This window comes from Aeromonas aquatica, assembly GCF_000764655.1.
Taxonomy (GTDB): Bacteria; Pseudomonadota; Gammaproteobacteria; order Enterobacterales; family Aeromonadaceae; genus Aeromonas; species Aeromonas aquatica.
The window spans coordinates 41301-67115 of sequence record NZ_JRGL01000008.1; the positions used below are offsets into that span (position 1 = coordinate 41301).

A 25815-nucleotide genomic window follows, 5' to 3' on the forward strand; every position below is an offset into this window, starting at 1 on the left:
CAAACGCCACCCAGAGGGTGGCGTTTTTTTTACTGCATTTACAGTCATAACCTATTGTTTTGGGTCTGGTATCCTATGGGGCACGGCCATCCGGCCAACCGAATTCAGGAATCTTGTTGCATGTCTCTCCCCCCCAAGAACAGCGCCAAGCAGCGTGAACACGACAGATCCCGCATCCTCACCCTGCTGCTGGCCGACGATGCCCTCACCGACAGCCTGCTGGATCCGCAGGGGGTGCAGGACGCCGAGCTGCGGGATCAGACCAGCGAGCTGACGCGCCTGGTCAACAGCCTGCCGGCCGCCGACGTCGCCGATGCGCTGGAATCCCTGCCGCCGGACGAGCGCCAGGTGCTGTGGCAGCAGGTGGACCCGGAGAGGCATGGCCAGATCCTAGTCGAGGCGTCGGAGACGGTGTGGGACAGCCTGATCAGCGGCATGAGCGACAAGGCGCTGCTGCATGCCCTGCGCACCCTCGACATCGACGATCAGATCTACCTCGGCCAATACCTGCCCCGCAACCTGATGGGGCGGCTGCTCACCTCCATGGCCCCCGACCAGCGCGACCGGGTGCGGGAGGTGATCCGCTACGGCAAGCACACAGTCGGCGCCATGATGGACTTCGAGCTGATCACGGTGCGGGCCGACATAAGCCTGGCGACGGTGCAGCGCTATCTGCGCCAGCTCGGCAAGATCCCCACCAACACCGACAAGCTGTTCGTCACCGACAGGCGCAACCGGCTGCTGGGGGAGCTGCCGCTCACCACAGTGCTGCTGCACAAGCCGGATACCAAGGTGGGGGACGTGATGGAGCGCAACCCCGTCACCTTCGATCCGGAAGACAACGACGAGGCCGCGGCCCGCACCTTCGAGCGGGACGATCTCATCTCCGCCGCCGTGGTGGATGGCAAGGGCAAGCTGATGGGCCGGCTCACCGTCGCCGAGGTGGTGGATCTGGTCTATGAGGAGAGCGACACCGATCTGCGCCGCATGGGGGGGATCAGCGAGGATGAAGATGTCTTCGCCCCGGTCAGCAAGGCGGTCAAGACCCGCTGGGCCTGGCTCGCCCTCAACCTCTGCACCGCTTTCATGGCCTCGCGCGTCATCGGCCTGTTCGAGCACAGCATCTCGCAGCTGGTGGCGCTGGCGGCGCTGATGCCAATCGTCGCGGGGATCGGCGGCAACACCGGCAACCAGACCATCACCATGATAGTGCGGGCGCTGGCGCTGCAGCACATACAGCCGGGTAACGTCTCCTTCCTGCTGTGGCGCGAGCTCGGGGTGGCGCTGGTCAACGGCCTGGTGTGGGGCGGCACCATGGGAGTCGCCACCTACTTCCTCTATCAGGATGCGGCGCTGGGCGCCGTGATGACCCTGGCCATGATACTCAACCTGCTGGTCGCGGCCCTGATGGGGGTCATCATCCCCATGACCATGACCCGCCTCGGCCGGGATCCGGCGGTGGGGGCCAGCGTGATGATCACCGCCATCACCGACACCGGCGGCTTCTTCATCTTCCTCGGGCTGGCGACCCTGTTCCTGCTATAGCGGCGAAGGTCTGCCTCGATGAAGAAGGGAGCCTGTACGGCTCCCTTCTTTCCTGTGAGGCGCCAAGTCGTTGTCGAACATGGAAATGCATCCTGCACCCCGGCCGCAAAAGCGGCGATTCCTTGACCAGAACAAGGAATATTCGTTGAAATGCCCCCCTCACTCCTTATACTGGATCCCACCTGTTTCCAGCGGTGGATCTGACTCAATGGAATACAATACTTCAGAACTGTGCGACATCTATCAGGACATGGTGGATGTACTCGAACCCATGCTCTGCTCCTTCGGCGGACGCGCCTCCTTCGGCGGTGTCATCACCACGATCAAATGCTTCGAATCGAACGGCCTGATCCGTGAACTGGTCAAGGAGAACGGTGTCGGTCGCGTGTTGCTGATCGACGGCGGCGGCTCCATGCGCCGGGCGCTGATCGACAGCGAGATCGCCACCACGGCGGCGGAAAATGGCTGGGAAGGCATCGTCTGCTACGGCTGCGTGCGTGAGGTCGACATCCTGGAGGATCTGGACATCGGCATCCAGGCCCTGGCGGCCATCCCGGTCGGTGCCGACCACAAGGACGTGGGAGAGACCGATCTGCCGGTCAACTTCGGTGGCGTCACCTTCCTGCCGGATGATCACCTCTATGCCGACACCACGGGAGTGATCCTCTCCCCCGATGCACTCGACATCGAGTAAGCAAACACAGACTGAAGATGGGAGCCTTGGCTCCCATTTTTTATGGCCGTCTTTATATGGCGGTAAGCGACTGAAAAAAGATAAAAAAAGAGGGCCAGTAAAAACTGGCCCCTTAACTGGAAGCAATGTGAGCAATGTCGTGCCTTCACAAGAAGTCCATCACGTTGGAACGAATGAAGTCTTTCCCGGAAAACAAGTTAACAATAATCATTCTCATTTAACTGTGCAAGTCTTATTTACCAGAAATGCAAAAAAAATGACCACCCTGGGGTGGTCACTCTTCATCAGGCCTGACGGCTCGCGGTCTGCAAACCGGCAATGCCGGCCTCCCCCACCAGCTTGCGGCTGAGGTAGCGCAGCAGCACGCCGTAGAGCGGCACAAACAATCCCAGGCTTATCAGCAGCTTGAACACATAATCCACTGTCGCTATCTCGACCCAGTGCTCGGCCATGAAGGGATCCGTGCTGCGCCAGAAGGCGATGCTGAAGAAGGCGATGGTATCCACCAGGTTGCCGAACAGGGTCGAGGCCGCCGGTGCCACCCACCAGGCTTTGAGCAGCCGCAGGCGGTTGAACACCACCACGTCCATGAACTGGCCCACCAGATAGGCCATAAAGCTGGCCAGGGCGATGCGCGCCACGAACAGGTTGAACTCGGCCAGGTTGCCCATGCCCTGGTAGCTGCCCTCGAAGAACAGCACAGAGAGCACGTAGGAGACCGCCAGCGCAGGCAACATCACGGTCTGGATGATCTTGCGCGCCAGCCCGGCGCCGAAGATCCGCACCGTCAGATCGGTGGCCAGAAAGATGAACGGGAAGCTGAAGGCGCCCCAGGTGGTATGGAAGCCAAAGATGGTGATCGGCAGCTGCACCAGATAGTTGCTGCTGGCAATGATCAAAATGTGGAACAAAGAGAGACGCACCAGCGCCGTCTGGTGCTGAGCAGGGGTCAGATTCATATTGTGACCTTTTTGGTTAATGGGGTTAGGGAACCCATACCGCCACCATGGCGATAATTGAGGGGCGAGATTATACGCCCCAAAACTGATAGTTCAATCCTTATGCGATTGTTCCAACCTTCGGCAACCATCATCGAGGAACAACGTCATACGCCCCAAAACCGATAGTTCAATCCTTATGCGATTGTTCCAGCCTTCGGCAACCATCATCGAGGAGCAACGTCATACGCCCCAAAACCGATAGTTCAATCCTTATGCTGCTGGCCGAGCCAGAGCACCACCTCGTTATCGGCCGAGTGCACCGCCTCCAGCCAGCAGCCGCCGTGATGCTCGAACTCCAGCCGCAGCGGGCTGCCCTCAAACGCCAGCAGCCAGCTGTGGCGATCCGCCCCCCAGTCCCTCTCGACGGGCTCTAGCTCCCACGCCTTCAACAAGGCCTCGGCCAGGGTGGGGAAGTTGTCCCAGCAGAGCCCGGGGCAGTCCAGCATCAGCACCGCTGGCTCCATGTTTACCTGCGTGATACGCCAAGTCATCTCTCATCCCTCCACTGCTGCATCTCTCAGCTACTGCAAGAAAGCTCGCCACCGCAATACCAGGCAGGCACCGGGGTGGCGAGATCCTCATATTCCGGTTGCTCGTCGTAGGGGCGCCGCAGGGCCGCAAACAGCCGCTCGAACGGCGCCATGTCGCCCCGCTCGGCGGCCGCTATCACCTGCTGGGCCAGGGCGTTGCGCAGCACGTACTTGGGATTGACGGCGTCCATTCGCCCCCTGCGGGCAACGTCTTCACTCCCCTCCCGGATCAGGCGCTCCCGATAGCTCGTCAGCCACTCCTGCCAGAGGGCGGGATCCGGCAGCAGCGCCAGCAAGGGGGCGGGCCAGTCTCCTGCAAGGGTCAGCTCACCCAACCGGCGCAGGAAGAGGTGATAGTCCACTCGCTGGTTCGCCAGCAGTCGGAACAGCTCGCGGAACAGGGCCGGATCCTGCTCCTCCCAAGTTCCCAGGCCGAGCTTTTCACGCATCAGCTCCGAATAATGCAGCATCAGCTGGTGCTCGTACTGGGCCAGCGCCCCTGCCAGGGCCTCGCCCTCCACATGGTCCGCCAGCGCCTGGGCGAGTTTTTGCAGGTTCCAGTAGCCGACCGCCGGCTGCTGATCCAGCGCGTAGCGACCGCCCGGATCCGAGTGGTTGCAGACGAAGTCCGGCACATAGGCGTCGATGAAGCCGTAGGGGCCGTAATCCAGGGTCAGCCCCAACAGGGACATGTTGTCGGTGTTCAGCACCCCGTGGCAGAAGCCGGCGGCCTGCCACTTGGCGATGAGCCGCGCGGTGCGGCGCACCACCTCGGCGAACAGCTCGGCCCCGTTGCTGAGCTCGGGGAAGTGGTGACGCAGCAGGTAGTCGATGAGGGCGGGGATCTTCTCCCCCTGCCCGCTCCAGGCGAAATACTCGACGTGGCCGAAGCGCAGGTGACTCGGTGCGGTGCGAAGCACAGTCGCTCCGCTCTCGGTCTGCTCCCGGTAGATGGGCTCGTCACTGCCCACCAGCACCAAAGCGCGAGTGCTGGGGATGCCGAGGGCGTGCAGCGCCTCTGAGGCCAGATACTCACGGATGCTGGAGCGCAGCACGGCGCGGCCGTCCCCGAAGCGGGAGAAGGGGGTCTTGCCCGCCCCCTTCAGGTGCAGATCCCAGCGGCTGCCATCGGGGGCTTGTTGCTCCCCGAGCAGCATGGCGCGGCCATCGCCGAGCCGCGGGCTGTAGCCGCCGAACTGATGACCCGCATAGACCTGGGCCACCGGCTGCATGTCCGGCAGGGGCTGGCCCTGGCCGCAACAGGCGAGCCAGTCCGCCTCGCTGACCTCCGCCAGCCCCAGCTCGCGCAGCAAGTCGTAGTTGAGGTGCAGCAGTCTGGCGTTGTGCAGGGGCTGGGGCGCCACGGCTTCACAGGCCCAGGGCAGTTCGGTGGCGAAAGTATTGATCAGCTTCATGGTGGTGAGGGTCGTCCCTGCGTATGCTCGTGTCACTCTTTATACCGCCGTTGTCCCCTCTTGGGCCAACGGGGATGACGCTATTTCAAATCGAGGAAAATGAAGATGCAAAAATGGGTCTATGTCCTGCCACTGCTGGCACTGTTCTCGGGTCAGCACGCCAGGGCGGCCGATGTGGACGCGGGCAAGGCGAAGGCCGTGCTGTGCGCCGCCTGTCATGGACCCGAGGGCAAGGCCAGCGTGCCCATCTATCCCAACCTGGCGGGACAGAATGCCCCCTATCTCCTCAAGCAACTGAAGGCGTTCAAGGACGGTCAGCGCAAGGATCCCATGATGGCGCCCTTTATGGCACCGCTGACCGAGGCGGATCTGGAGAATCTGGCCGCTTACTACGCCAGCCTGAAGCAGTGAAATATATCGTCTAGATAGTGAATTAATTCACCAAAATCTCGCAAGGCAGCTCGTTTTGCTGCCTTTGACGAGGTGGTCGCCCACCCGATTGAGCATCAGCTGCTCGCCTTCGGTCATCGGCATCGCCGCTGGCCCCATCTCCACCCCTGTACTCTGCTACCGGTGGGAGATCGTCTTCCTGAAAGGCACGTCTACCGCCGGCAGTACTCGATGATCAGGTCCATAAAGGCCTCGCCGAAGCGCTCCAGCTTGCGGTGGCCGACGCCGTTCACCGCCAGCAGCTCGTCTTCCGTCATCGGCATCAGCTGGGCCATCTCCACCAGGGTCGCGTCGTTGAACACCACATAGGGTGGCACCTCTTCTTCCTCGGCAATCTGCTTGCGCAGGTTACGCAGCTCCTTGAACAGCCGCTTGTCGTAGTTGGCGCTGTCGAGCAGGCTGCTGCGCTTCTCCTTGCGACTGGAGATGGGCTGCAGCCGCGGCACCGCCAGTTCCAGCGGTACCTCGCCGCGCAGCACCGGACGGGCCGCCTCGGTCAACTGCAACACCAGGTTGCGGGTGATGTTCTGGGTCAAGAGCCCCTTGTGGATCAGCTGGCGGATGACGCTCATCCAGTATTCGTGGCTCTGATCCTTGCCGATGCCGTAGGTCGACAGCTTGTCGTGGCCGTGATCCTTGATGCGCTGGTTGAGGGAGCCACGCAGCACCTCTACCACGTAACCCACCCCGAAGTTCTGCCCCACCCGCCAGACGCAGGAGAGCGCCTTCTGGGCGTCTTCGGTGCCGTCGTAGCTCTTGGGGGGATCCAGACAGATGTCGCAGTTGCCGCACGGCTTGTCGTTGTACTCGCCGAAGTAGTTGAGCAGCACCTGACGGCGGCAGGTCTGCGCCTCGGCGAAGGCCGCCATCACGTTCAGCTTGTACTGCTCGACCTGCAGCTGCTGGGGGTTCTCGATGTTGTCGAGCAGCCGGCGCACCCGGCCGATGTCGGCGGGATCGTACAGCAGCAGCGCCTCGGCCGGGGTGCCGTCACGGCCGGCCCGGCCCGTCTCCTGATAGTAGGATTCGATGTTCTTGGGGATGTCGTAGTGCACCACGAAGCGCACGTTCGGCTTGTCGATGCCCATGCCGAACGCCACCGTCGCCACCACTATCTCGACATCGTCCTTGAGGAAGGCATCCTGGGTGCGCAGCCGTTGATCCAGCGGCAGGCCCGCGTGATAGGGCGCCGCCTTGCAGCCGTGACGGGAGAGCCGCTCGGCCACCTCCTCCACCCGGTTGCGGCTGGAGCAGTAGACGATGCCGCAGTTGCCCTTCTGGCTCTGCACGTAGCGCAGCAGTTGCTCCGCCGCCTTGAACTTCTCCACTAGGCTGTAGCGGATGTTGGGTCTGTCGAAGCTGGCGGTGTGGATAAAGGGATCATGGAGCTCCAACCGGTGCAGCATGTCGCTGCGGGTCGCATCGTCGGCGGTGGCGGTGAGCGCCACCACGGGCACCTGGGGGAACCACTGCTTGAGCCGCCCGAGCGCCGCGTATTCCGGCCGAAAATCGTGCCCCCACTGGGAGACGCAGTGGGCCTCGTCGATGGCGAACAGGCCGAGCGGCAGCTCCGCCAGCCGATCCATGAACTCGTGCTGCAGCAACCGCTCCGGCGAGACATAGACCAGCTTGATCTCGCCGCGGCGCATGGCGGCAAAGTTCTGGATCATCTCCTCCCGACTCAGGGCCGAGTTGATGTAGACCGCCGCCACGCCGTTGGCGCGCAGGCTGTCGACCTGATCCTTCATCAAGGAGATAAGCGGGGATACAACGACCCCCAAGCCAGGGCGCAGCAGCGCCGGGATCTGGAAGCAGAGCGACTTGCCGCCGCCGGTGGGCTTGAGCACCAGGGCATCGCGTCCCGCCACTATCTGCTCGATGATCTCCAGCTGGCCCGGCCGAAACTGCTGGTAGCCGAACACCGCCTGCAGCAGGGCAAGCGGCGTCTCTGGCACAGCGGCAGGCTGAGAGTCGGGCTGGATGTCGGCGATAGCGGTCATGGGCTCTCCTTTGGGGTCGCCATTCTAAAGCAGCAGCCGCTCACAATAAACCTGCCATTGCGACTGTTACGGAACTGTTGCAGACTGGCTGGAGTTTTTACTCGGCCAGGCCGCCAGGGATTGGGATCAGGGAATGAAACACATGTTGAAGAAGATGGCGCTCAGTGGCATCGCCAACCTGTTTGCCGAGCGGATGCCATTCAACAAGCTGATCGGCATGCAGGTGACTCACTACGACTTCGAGAAGGTGGAGCTGCGCATCAAGATGGAAGACAAGCTCATCGGCAACCCCTTCCACAATATCTTGCACGGCGGCGTCACCGCCAGCCTGCTGGACGTGGCGGGGGGCATGATAGTGGCCGCCTCCTGCATCGACGAGCTGGAGGATTTCTCCCCCAGCTACCTCAAGGAGCGCTTCTCCCGCCTCGGCACCATCGATCTGCGGGTCGACTACCTGCGCCCAGGTCGTGGCAACGAGTTCATCGCCACCGCCCACATCATCCGTGCCGGCAGCAAGGTAGCCGTCGCCCGGATGGAACTGCACAACGAGGAGGGGACTCACATCGCCTTCGGAACCGGTACTTATCTCGTCGGCTAAGGGCTTTATTGCATAAAAACTGCACTTCTAAGCTGATTTTAATCAATAGAATCCCTACCCCCACGCCGCCTCGGGGTCCATACTGAAAGTCGGGATTGTATGCAGAGGGAGGATTGCAGACGATGAGCGCGACACTGGCTACCAAACCATCCAGAGCCTTACTGACACAGCTCGAGTTCATGCTCGACGAGGTACATACGCCTGAGTGTCGTCACTGGTTGGAACAGGAGCTGGAGGGGTATTCTCTCTGTTCACCCCTGCCTTGGTATCGCATCATCGCCTGTCGGCAACGCGGTCACTTCTTGAACCTGAAGACGGGAAAATTTTTGACCTGCCATATCGGCAGTCAAACGCTGAGCCAACGCGACCTGGCCCAAGTTCAGTTCATCTATGCCCGTGAACCCGCCGCCCACTATTTACTGCGTCATGATTCCGGTATCGAACCCTGGCCAGAACAACTGCTGGAAGCGTATCGAGAGCAGCTGATCCCCGGCCATCTCTGCCTGCAAGCCTGGCATGAGCCCGTGTCTTCGTTGCGCTCACAGCTGGTGGAGGGCCTCGGCCACTTCATCAGTGAGTACCCCAAGCATGCGGCCCTGCAAACTCAACACGGCTTCAAGGCATTGCGCCATCAACATTGGCACATCTGAGCAAGCGCCCCGGGCGCAAGGAGGGCACCATAGAGCAGACCCACAACGAGATTGCCACAATCTAGAGTGCCGGAGTCAATATCAGACTCCACCAGTGGGCCACCGAGCGGTGGCCCTTTTAATGGCTGGCATTCAGCCCGAACAACATGTCGAGGTCGATCCTGCCTTCGGTTGACCGAAGTCCCAGCCAGATTTCAAATGCGAAAAGGCCGCTCTATGAGCGGCCTTTTCTAATGTGGTCGGTGTGAGAGGATTCGAACCTCCGACCCCTTCGTCCCGAACGAAGTGCGCTACCAAGCTGCGCTACACACCGATGTCTGCGGGGCGAGAATTTACCGAAAGCCCCGATCATACACAAGCCTTTTTTATCTCTGGCGGGAAAAAACCACTTATCGCTCAACAATTCAGCATTTTTCGCACCTTCGGCATGCGCTGCCACAGGAGGGGGCTGTTATCCCCCTTACGCCGATAGCTGGAACTCGACCGGCCCCAGCAGGCGGCGCCGCCAATCCGCCAACACCCCGTGCTCCAGCCAATTGGCCGCATGCTGGCGCCAGTTGGACGAGAGCGCCGGATTATCCAGCAGCAATTGCAAGTCATCCTCGTTGCGCACCTGGTTGAACAGGATGTCGGCGGTGCGCTTCACCGTCAGCGCGGGATAGGGCCTGTCGGCCAGTTGCAGCTCGGCGTCCGGGGGCACCAGCCCCTCCTCCAGCACCCGCAGCAGCCAACCGCTGCGACCGCTGAGCTGCATCACCTGCGAGAGATGGGGATAACCAAAACGCTGATTCAACTTGAAGCAGGGGGATCTCGGCTGGCTGATCTGGATCAGGGCCTCACCGAGGCGGTAGACATCGCCGATGCAGGCATCGACTTCGGTCAGCCCGAGGCCGGAAATATTCTCGCCAAAGGCGGCCGGTTGCCAGGGAGTGCGAGGAGCAGGCAAGCCCAGCGCGCTTTGCCAGGTCTGCCACCAGGGATAGTGATCGGCGGGGTAATGATGCAGCGCCCTGTCCGGGCCGCCGTGATGGCGCTGGTCACTCTGCTCATCGCCAGCCAGACCCGAGAAGCTGCACCACAGGGGCTTGTCGACGGCTTGCTTGTGGATGGCGCTGATGAGGCCCGGGGCCAATTCAGGATTCAGTTCGGCGCCCTGGCCGATAAAGAGGGAGATCCGCATTCTATCCTCCTGCTGGATGAGAGAATACGGATCTTAGGGGCTATCGATGCTTTGGCGCAAGCCGCGTTGCTTCGTCAACAGCCCTGTGGTCAGGCGACGGCTTGCATCTGGGTGGTCATGGCGATCTCGGCGCGGCGGCGTTTCTCCGCCTTGGCCATCAGATACCAACTACTGAAGGTAAACAGCGACACCGACAGCAGGATCAGGCTGGCTACCGCGTTGATCTCGGGTTTCACGCCGAGGCGCACCGCCGAGAACACCTCCATCGGCAGGGTGGTGGAGCCAGGACCCGAGACGAAGCTCGCCAGCACCAGATCATCGAGTGACAGGGCGAAGGACATCATGCCGCCCGCCGCCAGCGAGGGGGCGATCATGGGAATGGTGATCAGGAAGAACACCTTCCAGGGTTTGGCCCCCAGATCCATGGCCGCCTCCTCAATGGAGAGATCCAGCTCCCGCAGCCGCGCCGACACCACGATCGCCACATAGGCGGTACAGAAGGTGGTGTGGGCGATCCAGATGGTCAGCATACCCCGCTCCGCCGGCCAGCCAATCAGCTGGGCCATGGCCACGAACAGCAACAGCAGCGACAGACCGGTGATCACCTCCGGCATGACCAGAGGCGCCGTCACCAGGCCACCGAACAGGGTGCGGCCGCGGAAGTGCGGGATCCGGGTCAGCACGAAGGCCGCCATGGTCCCCAGCGCCACCGCCGCGATGGCGGTATAGAGGGCGATCTCCAGCGAGCGCAACACAGAGCCAATCAGCTGCTTGTTGTCGAGCAGGCCAAAGTACCACTTCAGCGACCAGCCTCCCCACACCGTCACCAACTTGGAGGCGTTGAAGGAGTAGATCACCATAATGACCATAGGCAGGTAGATGAACAGCAGCCCCAGCCACAGCATCAGCTTGGCAAAACCGAAGCGTCTCATACTTTACCCTCCCATTCCTTCGCCTGGTTGCAGTTGCACAGGGACGGTACGGGGACAATCAACAATGCCGTCTTCATACCTTACCCTCCAGCTCTTTGGCCTGGTTACGGTTGAACAGGATAATCGGGACTATCAGCACCGCCAGCATCACCACCGCCAGGGCAGAGGCCACCGGCCAGTCACGGTTGTTGAAGAACTCCTGCCACAGCACCTTGCCGATCATCAGGGTCTCGGGGCCACCGAGCAGTTCCGGGATGACGAACTCGCCCACCACGGGGATGAACACCAGCATGCAGCCGGCGATGATGCCGTTCTTGGAGAGTGGCACCGTGATCCGCCAGAACCGGGTCAGGTTGCGGGCGCCGAGATCCGAGGCCGCCTCCAGCAGGCTCTGATCGTGTTTGACCAGGTTGGCGTAAAGTGGCAGCACCATGAACGGCAGGTAGGAATAAACGATGCCGATATAGACCGCCAGGTTGGTGTTGAGGATGGTCAGCGGCTCGTCTATCAGGCCAATGCCCATCAGCAGGCTGTTGAGCAGGCCGTTGTTGCTGAGGATCCCCATCCAGGCGTAGACCCGGATCAGGATCGCGGTCCAGGTCGGCATCATGATAAGCAGCAACAGAACGGTCTGGGTCTCCTTGTTAGCCCGCGCAATGGAATAGGCCATGGGATAGCCGATCAGCAGACAGAGCAGGGTGCTGATGAAGGCCATCTTGAGGGAGCCCAGATAGGCCGCGATATAGAGCTCATCCTCCTGCAGCAGCAGGTAGTTGCCCAGGTGGAGCAAGATGGTGAGCTGATTGTCAGCCCAGCTCACCACGTCGGTGTAGGGCGGGATGGCCACGTCCGCTTCGGCGAAGCTGATCTTCACCACTATGATGAAGGGCAGCAGGAAGAACAGGAACAGCCAGAAGAAGGGCACGCCGATCACCAGCTGGCGCCCGCCCAGTCGCTTCAGTCGTCTCAATGCCTTCATGATTGCAACACCACGCCGCTGTCATCTTCCCAATAGAGGAACACCTGGTCATCCCAGGTCGGCCGCTTGCCGTGGCGTTCGGCGTTGGCGATGAAAGCCTGAACGATTTTGCCCGAGGGCAGCTGGATGTGATAAACGGAGTGGCCGCCCAGATAGGCGATGTCGTAGACCAGCCCCTTGGTCCAGTTGAAGTCGGGATGCTCCAGATCGCTCGGCTTCTGAGTGCTCATCAGCAGCTTCTCCGGCCGCAGGGCATAACTCACCTTCTTGTTCTCGGCGCGAGAGCTGATGCCGTGACCCACGTAGATGGGCTGCTCCAGATCCGCACAGGCGATGGTGGCGTGGTCCTGTTCGTCTTCCACCAGCAGGCCGTCAAACAGGTTGACGTTGCCGATGAACTCGCACACCAGCCGGCTGGCCGGGGTCTCGTAGATGTCCATCGGGCTGCCGATCTGCTCGATGCAGCCCAGATGCATGATGGCGATCCGTTCGGCCATGGTCATGGCCTCTTCCTGATCGTGGGTCACCATGACGCAGGTCACGCCGACCCGCTCGATGATCTCCACCAGTTCGAGCTGCATCCGCGAGCGCAGCTTCTTGTCCAGCGCCCCCATGGGCTCGTCCAGCAGCAGCAACTTGGGGCGCTTGGCCAGGGAACGGGCCAGGGCCACCCGCTGACGCTGGCCACCGGAGAGCTGATGGGGCTTGCGACGGGCATACTGGGTCATCTGCACCAGCTTGAGCATCTCCTCGACCTGGGCATCGACCTCTGCCTTGGGCAGACCGTCCTGCTTGAGGCCGAAGGCGATGTTCTGCGCCACCGTCATATGGGGGAACAGGGCGTAGGACTGGAACATCATGTTGATCGGACGTTCATAGGGCGGCATGTCGGTAATGTCGACCCCGTCCAGGAACAGCCGCCCCTCGGTGGGGCGCTCGAACCCGGCCAGCATCCGCAGCAGGGTGGACTTGCCGGAGCCGGATCCCCCCAGCAAGGCGAAGATCTCCCCTTTATGGATGTTGAGAGAGACGTTGTCGACCGCCAGCGTTTCGTCGAACTGCTTGCTAACCCTGTCTATTTTGACCAGCACTTCTTTACGCTGCTGGCTGCCCTCGAGGGCTTTCTTGTAGGCACTGGAGGCTATCGCCATTACCAAACTCCCAAACGTGATACCGATACAATCTGGCGCCCCGGGATGGGCGCCAAGGTTAGGTTCCGGACTTGATCCTGGTCCAACTCCGGGTGATCAGGCGCTGCACCGAGCGCGGATGTGCATCCTGCACATAGAGCCGCTCCAACACTGCCTGGGGGGGATAGACTGATTCGTCATCGCGCACGCGCTTGTCCATGAATTCTCCCGCCTTGGTGTTGGGGTTGGCATACCCCACGTAGTCGCTCACCTTGGCGATCACTTCCGGCTCAAGAATATAGTTGATCAGGGCGTGTGCCTCTTTGACATTGGTGGCGTCCACCGGGATGGCCATCATGTCGAACCAGAGGTTGCCACCCTCCTTCGGGATGCTGTAGGCAATCTTGATCCCCTTGCCCGCTTCGTTGGCACGGGCTGCAGCCTGCAGTATGTCACCGGAGAAACCGGCGGCGACGCAGATGTCACCGTTGGCCAGATCGCCGATGTACTTGGAGGAGTGGAAGTAGGCCACATAGGGGCGCACCTTCAACAGCAGCTCCTCGGCACGCTTGAGATCGGCCGGCTCATGGCTGTTGGGGCTGATGCCGAGGTAGTTCAGCGCGGCCGGGATCATCTCGTCGGCCGAGTCGAGGAAGGCGACGCCGCAGTGGGACAGCTTCTTCATGTTTTCCGGCTCGAAGATGACGGCCCAGGAGTCAATCTTGTCGACCCCGAGCACCGCCTTCACCTTCTCGACGTTGTAACCTATGCCGTTGGTGCCCCACAGATAGGGCACGGCGTATTGATGACCCGGATCCACCTTGTCGAGCTGCTTGAGCAGCATGGGATCCAGGTTGGCCATGTTCGGCAGCAGGGCAGGATCCAGCTTCTGGAAGGCCCCCGCCTTGATCTGTTTGGCCAGGAAATTGTTGGAGGGCACGACCAGATCATAACCGGTTCGCCCGGTCAGCAGCTTGCCTTCCAGCGTCTCATTGGAGTCGAACACATCGTAGACGGTCTTGATCCCGGTCTTCTGCTGAAAGTCACTGAGGGTGGTTTCGCCGATATAATCGGACCAGTTGTAAAAATGAACCACAGGGGCTGCCTGGGTCAGATTTGCAAACCCCAGGGTCAGGGCCAGCGTTGCTATCTTGGTCATGTGCACTTATCAGTCCTCATATGTGTGATTACCAGTCGCGCATCCATACGCGCCGTCCAACCTGTCGGGTGGTCACCTCCCTCCCGGCCGAACTGCGGACCGGGAGGGGTACTCGTCACTTACTTACCTGATTTGATCTTGGTCCAGCTACGGGTCATCACACGCTGCACCTTGGCCGGCAGATCCGGGAAGGTGTAGATCTTCGCCAGAGTCTCGTCGCTCGGGTAGATGCCCGGATCGTTGCGGATCTTCTCGGAGACCAGGGGCACGGAGGCCTTGTTCCCGCTCGGATAGCTGACGGCGTCGGAGATCTTGGCGATCACCTCGGGCTGCATCAGATAGTTGAGGAACACATGGGCCTCTTCCACGTTTTTGGCATCGGCCGGAATGGCCAGCATGTCAAAGAAGCTGCCAGCCCCCTCTTTCGGGATCACGTAGGTCAGGTTGATGCCGTTCTTGGCCTCAATCGCCCGGGATTTGGACTGCTGCAAGTCACCGGAGTAACCGACCGCCACGCACAGGTTGCCGTTGGCCAGATCCGAGATGTACTTGGAGGAGTGGAAATAGGCGGTATAGGGACGCACGGAGAGGAACAGCTCCTCCGCCTTCTTCAACTCGTCCGGCTTCTGGCTGTTCGGCTCAAAGCCCAGATATTGCAGGGCGGCCGGCAGCATTTCGGTCGGTGAGTCGAGGAAGGAGACACCGCACTCCTTCAACTTGGCCATGTTCTCCGGCTTGAACACCAGATCCCAGGAATCCACCGGAGCGTCCGCACCCAGCACGGCTTTCACCTTCTCCGGGTTGTAGGCGTAACCGATGGTGCCCCACAGGTAAGGGATGGAGTACTGGTTGCCCGGGTCACTCGGTTCGAGTGCCTTGAGCAACGAGGTATCCAGATTATGCCAATTGGAGAGTTTGGACTTGTCCAGCTTCTGGAAGACACCTGCCTTGATCTGCTTGGCCAGGAAGGGGTTGGACGGTACGACGATGTCGTAACCCGAACTGCCCGCCAGCAACTTGGCTTCCAACACCTCGTTGCTGTCGAACACGTCGTAGATCACCTTGATGCCCGTCGCTTTCTGGAAATCTTCCAGGGTATTTGGCGCGATGTAATCGCTCCAGTTGTAGACGTGCAGCACCTTCTCGTCGGCCATCGCCCCGGTACTCATCATGACCAGCGCCACGGAAGCAGCCATCATTCCTTTTTTAAAAGACATAGTCCTTGTCTCCTAAGCAAATTGTATGCGTAAGCCAATCTGCCTGGGTACAGCCTATTCCTGCAGCTTTGCCGCCGTCAGGTCCAGACTGAGCCTGGCCAGTTTGACCAATTCATCCACCTGTTCCTCGGTGATCACCAAGGGGGGCGATATGATCATGGTATCGCCGACCGCCCTCATCACCAAGCCATTGTTAAAGCAGAACTCCCGACAGGTCATCCCCGCCTGTAGCTCGGCCGGGAAGCGGCGCTTGGTCTGCTTGTCCTGCACTATTTCCAACGCGGCAACCAGGCCTTTACCCCGGGTCTCCCCCACCAGTGGGTGATCGGCCAGTTCGCTCCAGCGGCGTTGCAAATAGGGGCCGATGTTATCATGAATTCGCTTAACTATGCTTTCGTTTTGCATAAGCTTAATGTTGGCAATCGCCACGGCGCAGGCGACCGGATGACCGGAATAGGTGAAGCCGTGATTGAACTCGCCCCCCTCTTCCACCAGCACCCTGGCAACCCTGTCACCCACCATCACGGCCCCCATCGGCAGGTAGCCGGAGGTGATGCCCTTGGCCAGACACATCAGATCCGGCTTGATGCCGAAGTCTTCGCTCGCGAACCAGTGGCCGGTGCGACCGAAGCCACAGATCACCTCGTCGGCGATGAGCAGGATCTCGTACTTGTCGCAGATGCGCTGGATCTCGGGCCAGTAGCTGGCAGGCGGGATGATGACGCCACCGGCACCCTGGATGGGCTCACCGATGAAGGCGGCCACCTTGTCCACCCCCAGCTCCAGAATTTTCTGTTCGAGTTGGCGGGCGCGCTCCAGTCCGAACTCCTCGGCGCTCATCCCTTGCCCCTCACCGAAGTGATAGGGCTGATCGATGTGCACTATGCCGGGGATCGGCAGACCGCCCTGGGCGTGCATCCCTTTCATGCCACCCAGGCTGGCGCCCGCCACGGTGGAGCCGTGGTAGGCATTGTGGCGGCTGATGATCACCTGCTTGTCCGGCTGGCCCTTGCTGGCCCAGTAGTGGCGCACCATGCGCAGCACGGTATCGTTGCACTCTGAGCCCGAGCCGGTGAAGAAGACGTGATTGAGGTGGGGCGGCGTGACCTCGGCCAGCAGGGTCGCCAGCTCGGCGGCGGGCGGATGGCTGGTCTGGAAGAAGAGGTTGTAATAGGGCAGTTGTTGCATCTGTTTGGTGGCGGCATCCACCAGTTCCTGGCGGCCGTAGCCCATGTTGACACACCACAGGCCCGCCATCCCGTCCAGGATGCGGCGCCCGTCGGAGTCTTCCAGATAGACGCCCTCGGCCTTGGTAATGATGCGGCTGCCCTTCTTGTTCAGGGCCTGAAAATCGGTAAAGGGGTGCAGATGATGGCTGGCATCCAGTTGCTGCCACTCACGGGTAGTACGTTGCATTGCTTGCTCCTCGATTCCTTCGATTTAAGCGGTATTGTTATGACTCGATGAGGTGGCTGGCAGCATCCCGGTTATTGCCACTTACGAGTAGCTCGCGGGTATCAGGCTGCATGGCTTGCTGCTTGAGTCATGGGCGGGAGAGACCGGTGCTGGTCTCTCCCTGTGGCGGTCAGGCGCGTCTCGCGCCCGGGGATCACACGTTCAGCAGCAGGAATTCCCGTTCCCAGCGGCTGATCACCCCGAAGTAGGTCTCGTATTCCTTGCGCTTGACCGCGACGAAGGCGCGGATGAAGCGCTCGCCTAGCATGTCCTTGATGGCCTCGCACTGCTCCAGATGACTGAGGGACTCCTCCAGAGAGCGGGGCAAGCTGTAGGGCAGATCATAGGCACTCGCCTTCATCTCCTGCAGCGGCTCCAGCTTCTCCAGCATGCCGAGGTAGCCGCAGGCCAGGGTCGCGGCCAGGGCCAGATAGGGGTTGGCATCGGCCCCGGCGAAGCGGTTCTCGACCCGGCGAGCACTCGCCTCGGAGAAGGGCACCCGCAGCCCGCAGGTGCGGTTCTCCACCCCCCACTGCACGTTGCGCGGGGCGCTCTCGCCGAAGGTGAGGCGGCGGTAGGAGTTGACGTTCGGTGCCAGCAGCGCGGTCACCGCCGGGGTGTATTTCTGCAGCCCGGCGATGAAGTGCATGAATTGCTCGGTATTGCCGCCATTCTCCGTACCGAACAGGTTGCGACCGTTCGCATCCTCCAGGCTCTGGTGGATGTGCATGGCGGAGCCCGGCTCCTCGCTCATGGGTTTGGCCATGAAGGTGGCGTAGATGCCGTGCTTGTGCGCCGCTTCACGCATGGTGCGCTTGAACAGGAACACCTGATCCGCCAGATCGATGGGGTCACCGTGCAGGAAGTTGATCTCCATCTGGGCGGCACCGGACTCGTGGATCAGGGTGTCCACCTCCAGCTCCTGCGCCTCGCAGTAGTCGTACATGTCCTCGAAGATGGGATCGAATTCGTTGACCGCATCGATGCTGAACGACTGGCGGGCGGTCTCCGGGCGGCCGTTGCGGCCGATCGGCGGCACCAGGGGATAGTCGGGGTCTTCGTTGCGCTTGACCAGATAGAACTCGAGCTCGGGGGCCACAACCGGCTTCCAGCCCTGTTTCTCGTAAAATGACAGGACCCGGCGCAGCACGGAGCGCGGCGCTATGTCGATGAGCTTGCCATTGATGTCGAAACAGTCGTGGATCACCTGAGCGGTCGGCTCCAGTGCCCAGGGGACGAAGCGAATGGTGTTGGGATCGGGATAGAGCTGCATGTCCCGCTCCAGCGGGTCAATCATGCTGTCGTCATCCGGATATTCGCCAGTCACCGTCTGGGTGAAGATGACTTCGGGTAGCCGCATGCCCCCTTCGCGCAGAAATTTATTGGCTGGAATGATCTTGCCTCGGGCATTGCCGGTGAAATCCGGGAACAGGCACTCCACCTCAGTGATGCGATTGCTCTCCATCCAGCCCTTGATACTGTCCATGTTAAACCCCGACTCTACGGTTGTCATAGGCAAGGGTGTCTAATATAAGGAACACCCTTGTTAAATAAATGTAATCAGCAACACCATAAAAGCCCGCGATAAGGGCCTTTGTCAAGCGGTGGTGTTTAAAAAACTATAAACATTGGCCTATATAATGACCAGGCCGACACCAAATACTAAACACCTTGTATCCCTATCAAGCTACTGCAAACCCAAGTTGCAAAGCCGATGCCAATCGCGGACAAATTCAGGGTGATACTCAGTCAGCCCCTGTCGGAACAGGGGTATTTCTTTGCAAGGGCGCACAATCCTTACCCGATGTGCTTTGCATCCGTGCTTTTTTTTGGTACAAGGCCCGCCCTGATTTGCACTCTCCTGCATGGATTTGGTGCAAATCGGGATACGAGGGCTTGGTCTGCAGGCAGACAGCCCCCATAAATGGGAAAAATTGGGAAACTGACTGGTAGCTAACCGTATGTGTGATTTCATGACTGAAGACCAACTGGCCTTTTACAAGGGGCAGATCGAGCGACAAATCATCGAGCTCGAAGAACGTCTCAACTCCCAAGCCAGCCAGGCCATCGCCACCGATACCAACGAGATGGCTGATGAAATTGACCGTGCCAGCATCGAGGAAGCCCGCCGTCTGGAGCTGAACCGCATCGAGCACGACAAGTTGCATCTGCGCAAGCTGAGAGGGGCGTTGAAACGCATCAACGAAGGAGACTTTGGCTACTGCGAATCCTGCGGTGACGAGATCTCCCTCAAGCGGCTGCAGGCACGCCCTGAGTCCCGCTTCTGTGTCGAGTGCCAGAGCACCAAGGAATTCAACGACACCCACGTGTTCCGCCGCGTCGCCTGATCCTGCCGGGCACGGTTCCGATCGGTAGTGAGCCCGCCTCCAGCGGGTGACCATCCTCCGGCAGGTGAAGAGAGCCGTTACCCTGGATAGACAGGGATAGCTGGCGACACCTGCGCCTGGATCATGGCGTCGACATCAGATCGTGAACAAGTTCTGATAGACTCCGGGCAAGTCCCGGAATCTATCAGGAGAGCAGAGAGTGAAATGGCTCATCAGGCTGTGTTTGTGCCTGCCACTGCTGGCACAAGCACAGACTCTCACCGTCAAGGTCCCCAGCCGGCCTATCAATGACCTCGACAACGAATACCAGCTCAAGCTGCTGGAACTAGCGCTCGATCGCGCCGGGCAGCCGTTCAAGCTGGAGCGGGTCGAACTCAACCTCAATCAATACAGCCTGCAGCAAGAGCTGCGTCGGGGTAAAACCATCAATGTGTTCTGGATGGGCACCTCCAGCACCCTCGAATCCTACCTCATCCCTGTCCCCATCCCGCTGTTTCGCGGCCTGGAAGGGCTGAGGATTTCCTTCATCCACAGCGACGCCCAGGAGAAGTTCAACCAGGTCAACTCCCTGGCGGATCTCAAGAAACTGAAGGCGGCGCAGGGGGTCGGCTGGGCCGACAACAAGATCCTGGAGCATGCGGGCATCCCCACCTATGCCGGTCGCTACAGTAACCTGTTTCGCCTCATCAACGACGGCGACAAGCTCGACTTCTTCCCGCGCAGCCTGGTGGAGATCTTCGCCGAGCGCGCCGAACTGGTGGCCCAGTATCCCAACCTCGCCGTCGAGCAGCACCTGCTGCTGCGCTACCCCTTCGCCGAATTCTTCTTCGTCAGCCCCGAGTACCCCAAGCTGGCCAAGGCGCTCCAGCTCGGGCTAGAGCGGGCCTACGCCGACGGCAGCTTCATGAAGTTTTTCCACGAGAACCCCAAGATCCGTGAGGCCCTGGCCAGCGCGAACCTGGATCAGCGGGTCAGCATCCCGCTTGTCAATCCGGACATGACCCCCTTGCTCAGGAGCATTCCGGCCCAATATTGGGAATATCCACCCCGGCAAGGGCAGTAAAGCGCTGACGCAGGGAGACGATCTTCCGGCAGGGCAGTGACACAGCACGATCACAGCCTGGGGCCCCATGAGGTCACAACAGGTCTGGTGCCCGCCAGGGAGAGGCGGGCGATGAGTTTCACCCACAGCACCAGGGAGGTGCCATGAAACGACTCGAACAATGGTTCAACGACTACGGCCAGAGCCACCGCCACCCGGTCAACATCGCCATTCACAAGGTGGCGGTGCCCGGCATCTACCTGTGCGGGCTCGCCCTGCTCTGGTGCCTTCCCCAGGGGCCGCTGCCAGCGGGGCTCAACTGGGCGATGCTGGCGGCCGTGCCTGTGCTGCTGTTTTATCTGCGGCTGTCCCTTCCCCTGTTTCTGGGCATGGCAGCCTTCACCGGCCTCGGGCTGCTGGTCTGCGCCCTGTGGCAGGGGCCTCTGCTGCTAACCGCGCTGGCAGGCTTCGTGCTGCTCTGGATAGCCCAGTTTGTCGGCCACCAGATCGAGGGCAAGCGCCCCTCCTTCCTCGCCGACCTGCAATTTCTGCTGATCGGCCCCGCCTGGGTGCTGGCCAGCCTCTATCGTCGCTTGGGCCTCCCCTATTGAGGCCAGGAGGAATCTTGATGTCGTATCAACGCATGCTGCCACTGCTGCTGACCCCCCTGCTCGCCGGGCCAGCCCTCGCGGACAAGGCCGATCCCATCGGCGAGGTGAGCACCGCCTTCCAGCTGGTCGGCCCCAACCACAAGATCCTGGTGGAGGCGTTCGACGACCCCAGGATCGCCGGTGTCGCCTGCTATCTGGCGCGCCCCAAGACCGGGGGCGTCAAGGGCGGCCTCGGGCTGGCGGAGGATCCCTCCCACGCGTCTCTGTCCTGCCACCAGACGGGCCCCATCACCCTGCCCGCCAAGTTGAAGGCGGGGGAAGAGGTGTTCGATGTCAGCACCTCCCTGGTATTCAAGGAGCAGAAAGTGGTGCGTTTTTACGACGAAAAACGTAATGCCCTGGTTTATCTGACTTACAGCACCAAGTTAGTGGATGGTTCTTATAAAAGCGCGGTGAGCGCCGTTCCCATCATGCCCTGGGGCTAATTCCCCACCATTTATCCCGTGATGAAGGGCGCGAGTTGTTGTAATTTAACCACATCGAAACCTGCGGAGAGCGCATCATGAGAGTCGCCGTTTTCAGTACCAAGAGCTATGACAAGGAACACTTCAACCAGGCCAACAGTCAGTACGGCTTCGAGCTGGAGTTCTTCGACGTGCGGCTGGAGGCCAAGACCGCCCGCCTCGCCCACCAGTTCCCCGTGGTCTGCCTGTTCGTCAACGATGACGCCGACCGGGAGGTGTTGACCGAGCTGGCCGCCAACGGCACCAAGGTGATTGCCCTGCGCTGCGCCGGTTACAACAACGTGGATCTGGTCGCCGCCAAGGAGCTGGGACTGAAAGTGGTGCGGGTGCCAGCCTACTCACCGGAGGCGGTGGCCGAGCACGCGGTGGGCCTGATGATGACCCTCAACCGCCGCATCCATAAGGCCTATCAGCGCACCCGCGACGCCAACTTCTCCCTCGAGGGGCTGGTCGGCTTCAACATGCACGGCCGTACCGCCGGCATCGTCGGCACCGGCAAGATCGGCATCGCCACCCTGCGTATCCTCAAGGGCTTCGGCATGCGCCTGCTGGTGAGCGATCCCTACCCGAGCCAAGCCGCGCTGGATCTCGGCGCCGAGTACGTGGACATCGACACCCTGCTGCGCCAGTCCGACGTCATCAGCCTGCACTGCCCGCTGTTCAAGGAGAACTACCACCTGCTGAACAAGGAGGCCTTCGCCAAGATGAAGGACGGGGTGATGATCATCAACACCAGCCGTGGCGGCCTGCTCGACTCCAACGCCGCCATCGAGGCCCTCAAGACGTCCCGCATCGGCGCCCTGGGGCTGGACGTCTACGAGGAGGAGGAGGATCTCTTCTTCGAGGACAAGTCAAACGAGGTGATCACGGATGACGTCTTCCGCCGTCTCTCCGCCTGCCACAACGTGCTGTTCACCGGTCACCAGGCCTTCCTGACCCGGGAGGCGCTGCACGCCATCGCCGATACCACCCTCAGCAACATCCAGGCCATCGAGCGTCAGGGCCGCAGCGACAACGAGGTGGAATAAGCTTTCCGCGCAATAAACCGGGCGCCGGGTTGTGAGACCCGGCGCCATCGGGTAGGCTACCAGCCCTTTTTTACTCAGGAGCCTGGCCGCCATGTTTGTCGGATTTGATTACGGTACCTCCAACTGTGCCGTCGCCGTGATGGAACAAGGCAGCCCCAGGCTGCTGAGCCTGTGCGGTTCCCATTATCTGCCCTCCACCCTGCACGCTCCCCACAGAGAGGCCATCGCCGGCCTGCTGGCCGAAGGGCTGGCACCGGCCCAGCAGCAGGAATACCTCAAGCTGCGCGGCCCCGTGGTGCCCCGTGCCCAGGCGGTGCGTCGCCAGATGCGCGAAGAGGGCTTGATCGATGAGCTCAGCTTCGGGGCCGCCGCCCTCGAGCGTTACCTGGAAGAGCCGGACGACGGCTACTACATCAAGTCACCCAAGTCCTTCCTCGGTGCCTATGGCCTCAAGGCCCCCCAGATCGCCCTGTTTGAAGACATCGTCTGCGCCATGATGCTGCACGTGCGCCGCGAGGCGGAGCAACAGCTGGGCCAACCGGTGCGCGGCGCCGTCATCGGTCGCCCGGTCAACTTCCAGGGGCTGGCGGGGGAAGAGAGCAACCGTCAGGCCATCGCCATCCTGACCGAGGCGGCCCGTCTGGCGGGCTTCGAGCAGGTGGAATTCCTGTATGAACCGGTGGCGGCCGGCTTCGAGTTCGAGGCACGCCTCGACGAGGATGCGGTGGTGCTGGTGGTGGACATCGGCGGCGGCACCACCGACTGCTCCATGCTGCGCATGGGCCCGAGCCACAGAGATCGGCTGGATCGCAGCGGCGATCTGCTCGGCCACAGCGGTCAGCGCATCGGCGGCAACGACTTCGACATCCGGCTGACGGTGGAGGGCATGATGCCGCTGCTCGGCATGCACGAGACCCTCAAGACCGGCAAGCCGCTGCCCCACCCGCTGTTCTGGGATGCGGCCGCCATCAACGATGTCAGCGCCCAGAGCCGCTTCTACAGCCTGGATACCGCCCGTCAGCTGCAGGACCTGCAGCTCGACAGCGGGCCCGGCAGCAAGCTCCCGCGCCTCGCCAGCCTGCGCGCCCACAAGCTGAGCCACCAGTTGGTGTGGCGGGCCGAGCAGGGCAAGATCGCCCTGTCCGATCACGAGCTCAATCGCCAGACCCTGAACGAGCTGGAGAAGGGGCTGGAGGCGGAGCTCAGCCGCGCGCAACTGGCCAGCGCCTCGGCGCCGCTGCTGGAGAAGATCGGCGAGCTGATGGACGAGGCGATCGATGCCGCCGGCGTGTCGCCGGACCGGGTCTTCGTCACAGGTGGCAGCGCCCGCTCCCCCCTCATCAAGGCCTTCATTCGCCAGAAGCTGCCCGCAGTGCCTCTGGAGGGAGGGGATGACTTCGGTTCGGTCGCCTCGGGCCTTGCCCGCTACGCCGAACGGCTGTTCGCCGGCTGATCCCCGACATGCCAAAGGCTACCCACCACATCCCCTCTGGAAGGAGGGGATGACTTCGGTTCTGTGGCCTCGGGTCTAGCCCGTTACGCCGAGCGGCTGTTCGCCGGCTGAGGTAGCGGCAGGGGTCCATGGGCGCCCCCTGCTGCCTGAAACGAGGCTCGCCCGGGGCGGGTGTTGCCATTTACCGACACCCCCCTTCCCCTGAGGGCGACAGAAGCGGTCGGGCCGGCCCACCCTCGCCCTGCCTCCCGGGCCATGGCACGGGTATGCTTGTCGCTCCCATCACCGGAGCCCCTTCCATGCCCAGATTTCTGCTACTGCTGCTCGCCCTGCTCCTGCTCAGCGCCTGCAGCAGTGCTCCCCGCTTCGCCTCGCAAGATCTGCAGCACCACCACTGGGTGCTCGACAAGCTGGATGGCCAGGCCGTCGCCAGCCCCCGTGACAACCCGCCCGACCTCGAGATAGGTGAACACTTCACCGTCAACGGCATCGCCGCTTGCAACCGCTACTTCGGCCAGGGCCACCTCGAAGATGGCAAGTTCTGGGTCACCAGCCTCGGCAGCACCGCCATGGCCTGCCCGCCGCAGCTCGATCAGATAGAGCAGGCCGTGCTCGCCACCCTGGCCGAGGGCGCCACCCTGAGCGGGACGACACAGACGCTGATCTTGCAGGGAAAACAGCACCGTTTGGAATACAGGCTGCGGGACTGGGTGTTCTAGGAGGCTCCAGGGCTCACGAAACCAGACGCCATACAGGAACAACTGGTCAGGCTGTGGCACAATATGAGGCACTGTTCGCAATGGAGGCTGCCTCAGCCATGTCGATGGATCGCCTGTTTGACAAGATCAAACAACTGCCCACAATCCCCAAGCTGCTGCACGAGCTGATGCAGAGTTTTAATGACGAGAACGCCCGCATCGACGAGATCGCGGCCAAGATCGCCATGGATCAGGTCATCAGCGTCAAGGTGCTGCGGATGGCCAACTCGGCCGCCCTGCGCCGGGGCAACGAGGTCACCTCCATCGAGCAGGCAGTGATCCGGCTCGGCTTCAACCGCTTGCGCTCCGTGGTGGTCGCCTCCGGCATCATCAGCAGCTTCAAGGCTCCCCCCAGCTTCGACAAGCACCGCTTCTGGACCCAGACCTTCCAGGTCGCCACCATAGCCCGCACCCTGGCCCAGCAGACCAAGGTGGTGGATGCGGAGACCGCCTTCACCTGCGCCCTGATCCACAACATCGGCGAACTGCTCATCCAGAGCACCCTGCCGGAGGAGGCCGAGCTCATCAGCCTGGCCATCGAGAAGGGCAGCAGCAGAGTCGAGGCCCAGCGGGAGATGCTGGGGTTCGACTACGCCCAGCTCGGCGCCGAGCTGGCACGACGCTGGAACCTGTCGGAATCCTTCGTCGACGCCATCGCCCAGCAACTGGACCCGCTTTCCTATCAGCCGGTCAGCAAGGAGGCCGTGCTGATCCGGCTCGCCGTCTTCGTCTCCTTCGCCTGGCATGCCGGGGTGCCGGCCCAGGCCATCATAGCGCGCTTCCCCAAGCCACTGGCCGATGAGCTGGGGCTGGATCCTGCCACCCTGGCGGATCAGCTCGAGCAGCTGCACGAGCAGGGTAATGCCCTCGCCGATTTGCTGACCCAGTAGATGTACAACGGCCGATCAGCAGGAGCCGGATCCCCGTCTCATTCTGGCGGATCAACTCGAGCAGTTGCACGAGCAGGGTAATGCCCTGGCCGATTTGCTGACCCAGTAGATGTATAACGGCCGATCAGCAGGAGCCGGATCGCCGTCTCATTCTGGTCGGTCAATACACACAATCTCACGAACGGGGTAGTAATATGGCCCTCGCCGACCCTCTGACGCAGTGGAC

25 protein-coding genes and 1 tRNA gene are annotated in these 25815 nt (G+C 61.5%); 13 read left to right on the forward strand and 13 right to left on the reverse strand.

From position 1 onward, the window contains the following. Positions 1-120 precede the first annotated feature (120 nt). The gene (gene mgtE, locus LG30_RS0101760; protein ID WP_033128993.1) at positions 121-1545 is read left to right on the forward strand and encodes a magnesium transporter; all 1425 of its coding nucleotides are present in this window, start codon (positions 121-123) and stop codon (positions 1543-1545) included. Between the two features lie 208 nt (positions 1546-1753). Next, a complete protein-coding gene (gene rraA, locus LG30_RS0101765) occupies positions 1754-2239 on the forward strand; it encodes a ribonuclease E activity regulator RraA (protein ID WP_033128994.1) in 486 nt (161 codons plus the stop codon). A gap of 284 nt (positions 2240-2523) precedes the next feature. Here rraA and LG30_RS0101770 read toward each other — a convergent pair whose 3' ends face one another. The 3 genes from LG30_RS0101770 to LG30_RS0101780 all read right to left on the reverse strand — a co-directional run bounded on the left by LG30_RS0101770 (position 2524) and on the right by LG30_RS0101780 (position 5185). Beyond that, positions 2524-3198, reverse strand: coding sequence for a 7-cyano-7-deazaguanine/7-aminomethyl-7-deazaguanine transporter (locus LG30_RS0101770; RefSeq protein ID WP_033128995.1), 675 nt, complete (start codon positions 3196-3198; stop codon positions 2524-2526). A gap of 245 nt (positions 3199-3443) precedes the next feature. Beyond that, complete coding sequence (locus LG30_RS0101775; protein WP_033128996.1) at positions 3444-3731, reverse strand: DUF3630 family protein; 288 nt, start codon at positions 3729-3731, stop codon at positions 3444-3446. A gap of 26 nt (positions 3732-3757) precedes the next feature. Beyond that, the gene (locus LG30_RS0101780; protein WP_033128997.1) at positions 3758-5185 is read right to left on the reverse strand and encodes a protein adenylyltransferase SelO; all 1428 of its coding nucleotides are present in this window, start codon (positions 5183-5185) and stop codon (positions 3758-3760) included. A 105-nt stretch (positions 5186-5290) separates the two neighbouring features. Between LG30_RS0101780 and LG30_RS0101785 the strand changes: the two genes are divergently transcribed. Continuing rightward, positions 5291-5596, forward strand: coding sequence for a c-type cytochrome (locus tag LG30_RS0101785; protein WP_033128998.1), 306 nt, complete (start codon positions 5291-5293; stop codon positions 5594-5596). 191 nt (positions 5597-5787) lie between these two features. Here LG30_RS0101785 and recQ read toward each other — a convergent pair whose 3' ends face one another. Continuing rightward, positions 5788-7635: an ATP-dependent DNA helicase RecQ gene (recQ, locus tag LG30_RS0101790; RefSeq protein ID WP_033128999.1), complete on the reverse strand. Its 1848-nt coding sequence runs from the start codon at positions 7633-7635 to the stop codon at positions 5788-5790. A 133-nt stretch (positions 7636-7768) separates the two neighbouring features. On the opposite strand from recQ, the gene LG30_RS0101795 reads away from it, so the two are divergent. Together LG30_RS0101795 and LG30_RS0101800 are read left to right on the forward strand one after the other, a co-directional pair. Beyond that, positions 7769-8233, forward strand: a complete 465-nt coding sequence (locus LG30_RS0101795; RefSeq protein WP_033129000.1) for a thioesterase family protein — start codon at positions 7769-7771, stop codon at positions 8231-8233. Between the two features lie 122 nt (positions 8234-8355). Next, positions 8356-8883, forward strand: a complete 528-nt coding sequence (locus LG30_RS0101800; protein ID WP_033129001.1) for an AbiTii domain-containing protein — start codon at positions 8356-8358, stop codon at positions 8881-8883. Positions 8884-9119: 236 nt separating this feature from the next. Here LG30_RS0101800 and LG30_RS0101805 read toward each other — a convergent pair. The 9 genes from LG30_RS0101805 to LG30_RS0101845 form a co-directional block, all read right to left on the reverse strand. Then, positions 9120-9196, reverse strand: a tRNA-Pro gene (locus LG30_RS0101805). A gap of 147 nt (positions 9197-9343) precedes the next feature. Next, positions 9344-10063 carry an MOSC domain-containing protein gene (locus LG30_RS0101810; protein WP_033129002.1) on the reverse strand — a complete coding sequence of 240 codons (720 nt, stop codon included), beginning with the start codon at positions 10061-10063 and terminating at the stop codon, positions 9344-9346. 89 nt (positions 10064-10152) lie between these two features. After that, the gene (locus LG30_RS0101815) at positions 10153-10995 is read right to left on the reverse strand and encodes an ABC transporter permease subunit (protein WP_033129003.1); all 843 of its coding nucleotides are present in this window, start codon (positions 10993-10995) and stop codon (positions 10153-10155) included. A gap of 73 nt (positions 10996-11068) precedes the next feature. Next, on the reverse strand, positions 11069-11974 hold the full coding sequence (locus tag LG30_RS0101820; RefSeq protein WP_033129004.1) for an ABC transporter permease subunit: 906 nt from the start codon (positions 11972-11974) through the stop codon (positions 11069-11071). Next, positions 11971-13125 carry a polyamine ABC transporter ATP-binding protein gene (gene potA / locus LG30_RS0101825; protein ID WP_033129005.1) on the reverse strand — a complete coding sequence of 385 codons (1155 nt, stop codon included), beginning with the start codon at positions 13123-13125 and terminating at the stop codon, positions 11971-11973. The genes LG30_RS0101820 and potA overlap by 4 nt, the downstream gene beginning before the upstream one ends. Positions 13126-13183: 58 nt before the next feature. After that, on the reverse strand, positions 13184-14263 hold the full coding sequence (locus tag LG30_RS0101830; RefSeq protein ID WP_238566363.1) for a polyamine ABC transporter substrate-binding protein: 1080 nt from the start codon (positions 14261-14263) through the stop codon (positions 13184-13186). A 119-nt stretch (positions 14264-14382) separates the two neighbouring features. Continuing rightward, a complete protein-coding gene (locus LG30_RS0101835; RefSeq protein ID WP_033129007.1) occupies positions 14383-15480 on the reverse strand; it encodes an extracellular solute-binding protein in 1098 nt (365 codons plus the stop codon). Between the two features lie 54 nt (positions 15481-15534). Then, positions 15535-16896: an aspartate aminotransferase family protein gene (locus LG30_RS0101840; protein WP_033129008.1), complete on the reverse strand. Its 1362-nt coding sequence runs from the start codon at positions 16894-16896 to the stop codon at positions 15535-15537. A 193-nt stretch (positions 16897-17089) separates the two neighbouring features. Beyond that, complete coding sequence (locus LG30_RS0101845) at positions 17090-18421, reverse strand: glutamine synthetase family protein (RefSeq protein ID WP_033129009.1); 1332 nt, start codon at positions 18419-18421, stop codon at positions 17090-17092. Positions 18422-18896: 475 nt separating this feature from the next. On the opposite strand from LG30_RS0101845, the gene LG30_RS0101850 reads away from it, so the two are divergent. From LG30_RS0101850 to LG30_RS0101885, 8 genes are all read left to right on the forward strand, one after another. Beyond that, positions 18897-19283, forward strand: a complete 387-nt coding sequence (locus LG30_RS0101850) for a TraR/DksA family transcriptional regulator (protein WP_033129010.1) — start codon at positions 18897-18899, stop codon at positions 19281-19283. A gap of 199 nt (positions 19284-19482) precedes the next feature. Then, a complete protein-coding gene (locus LG30_RS0101855) occupies positions 19483-20346 on the forward strand; it encodes a type 2 periplasmic-binding domain-containing protein (protein WP_033129011.1) in 864 nt (287 codons plus the stop codon). A gap of 143 nt (positions 20347-20489) precedes the next feature. Beyond that, entirely contained in the window at positions 20490-20936 is a 447-nt protein-coding gene (locus LG30_RS0101860) for an Mpo1 family 2-hydroxy fatty acid dioxygenase (RefSeq protein ID WP_033129012.1), read from the forward strand. Between the two features lie 17 nt (positions 20937-20953). Then, positions 20954-21421: a CreA family protein gene (locus LG30_RS0101865; protein WP_033129013.1), complete on the forward strand. Its 468-nt coding sequence runs from the start codon at positions 20954-20956 to the stop codon at positions 21419-21421. A gap of 77 nt (positions 21422-21498) precedes the next feature. Then, entirely contained in the window at positions 21499-22488 is a 990-nt protein-coding gene (locus LG30_RS0101870; RefSeq protein WP_033129014.1) for a 2-hydroxyacid dehydrogenase, read from the forward strand. Positions 22489-22579: 91 nt separating this feature from the next. Then, a complete protein-coding gene (gene yegD, locus LG30_RS0101875; RefSeq protein ID WP_033129015.1) occupies positions 22580-23941 on the forward strand; it encodes a molecular chaperone in 1362 nt (453 codons plus the stop codon). A 299-nt stretch (positions 23942-24240) separates the two neighbouring features. Then, a complete protein-coding gene (locus LG30_RS0101880) occupies positions 24241-24660 on the forward strand; it encodes an META domain-containing protein (protein ID WP_033129016.1) in 420 nt (139 codons plus the stop codon). A gap of 80 nt (positions 24661-24740) precedes the next feature. Then, on the forward strand, positions 24741-25589 hold the full coding sequence (locus tag LG30_RS0101885; RefSeq protein ID WP_033129017.1) for an HDOD domain-containing protein: 849 nt from the start codon (positions 24741-24743) through the stop codon (positions 25587-25589). The last annotated feature ends 226 nt before the right edge of the window (positions 25590-25815 follow it).

Bases quoted from the DNA above. Each gene is read 5' to 3' on its own strand.
- LG30_RS0101870 (WP_033129014.1), top strand. From the start codon at position 21,499: ATGAGAGTCGCCGTTTTCAGTACCAAGAGCTATGACAAGGAACACTTC.
- rraA (WP_033128994.1), top strand. From the start codon at position 1,754: ATGGAATACAATACTTCAGAACTGTGCGACATCTATCAGGACATGGTG.
- yegD (WP_033129015.1), top strand. From the start codon at position 22,580: ATGTTTGTCGGATTTGATTACGGTACCTCCAACTGTGCCGTCGCCGTG.
- LG30_RS0101775 (WP_033128996.1), bottom strand. From the start codon at position 3,731: ATGACTTGGCGTATCACGCAGGTAAACATGGAGCCAGCGGTGCTGATG.
- LG30_RS0101835 (WP_033129007.1), bottom strand. From the start codon at position 15,480: ATGTCTTTTAAAAAAGGAATGATGGCTGCTTCCGTGGCGCTGGTCATG.
- LG30_RS0101780 (WP_033128997.1), bottom strand. From the start codon at position 5,185: ATGAAGCTGATCAATACTTTCGCCACCGAACTGCCCTGGGCCTGTGAA.
- LG30_RS0101840 (WP_033129008.1), bottom strand. From the start codon at position 16,896: ATGCAACGTACTACCCGTGAGTGGCAGCAACTGGATGCCAGCCATCAT.
- LG30_RS0101880 (WP_033129016.1), top strand. From the start codon at position 24,241: ATGCCCAGATTTCTGCTACTGCTGCTCGCCCTGCTCCTGCTCAGCGCC.
- LG30_RS0101885 (WP_033129017.1), top strand. From the start codon at position 24,741: ATGGAGGCTGCCTCAGCCATGTCGATGGATCGCCTGTTTGACAAGATC.
- LG30_RS0101850 (WP_033129010.1), top strand. From the start codon at position 18,897: ATGTGTGATTTCATGACTGAAGACCAACTGGCCTTTTACAAGGGGCAG.
- LG30_RS0101845 (WP_033129009.1), bottom strand. From the start codon at position 18,421: ATGGACAGTATCAAGGGCTGGATGGAGAGCAATCGCATCACTGAGGTG.
- mgtE (WP_033128993.1), top strand. From the start codon at position 121: ATGTCTCTCCCCCCCAAGAACAGCGCCAAGCAGCGTGAACACGACAGA.
- LG30_RS0101795 (WP_033129000.1), top strand. From the start codon at position 7,769: ATGAAACACATGTTGAAGAAGATGGCGCTCAGTGGCATCGCCAACCTG.
- potA (WP_033129005.1), bottom strand. From the start codon at position 13,125: ATGGCGATAGCCTCCAGTGCCTACAAGAAAGCCCTCGAGGGCAGCCAG.
- recQ (WP_033128999.1), bottom strand. From the start codon at position 7,635: ATGACCGCTATCGCCGACATCCAGCCCGACTCTCAGCCTGCCGCTGTG.
- LG30_RS0101820 (WP_033129004.1), bottom strand. From the start codon at position 11,974: ATGAAGGCATTGAGACGACTGAAGCGACTGGGCGGGCGCCAGCTGGTG.
- LG30_RS0101800 (WP_033129001.1), top strand. From the start codon at position 8,356: ATGAGCGCGACACTGGCTACCAAACCATCCAGAGCCTTACTGACACAG.
- LG30_RS0101860 (WP_033129012.1), top strand. From the start codon at position 20,490: ATGAAACGACTCGAACAATGGTTCAACGACTACGGCCAGAGCCACCGC.
- LG30_RS0101810 (WP_033129002.1), bottom strand. From the start codon at position 10,063: ATGCGGATCTCCCTCTTTATCGGCCAGGGCGCCGAACTGAATCCTGAA.
- LG30_RS0101785 (WP_033128998.1), top strand. From the start codon at position 5,291: ATGCAAAAATGGGTCTATGTCCTGCCACTGCTGGCACTGTTCTCGGGT.
- LG30_RS0101865 (WP_033129013.1), top strand. From the start codon at position 20,954: ATGTCGTATCAACGCATGCTGCCACTGCTGCTGACCCCCCTGCTCGCC.
- LG30_RS0101830 (WP_238566363.1), bottom strand. From the start codon at position 14,263: ATGACCAAGATAGCAACGCTGGCCCTGACCCTGGGGTTTGCAAATCTG.
- LG30_RS0101815 (WP_033129003.1), bottom strand. From the start codon at position 10,995: ATGAGACGCTTCGGTTTTGCCAAGCTGATGCTGTGGCTGGGGCTGCTG.
- LG30_RS0101770 (WP_033128995.1), bottom strand. From the start codon at position 3,198: ATGAATCTGACCCCTGCTCAGCACCAGACGGCGCTGGTGCGTCTCTCT.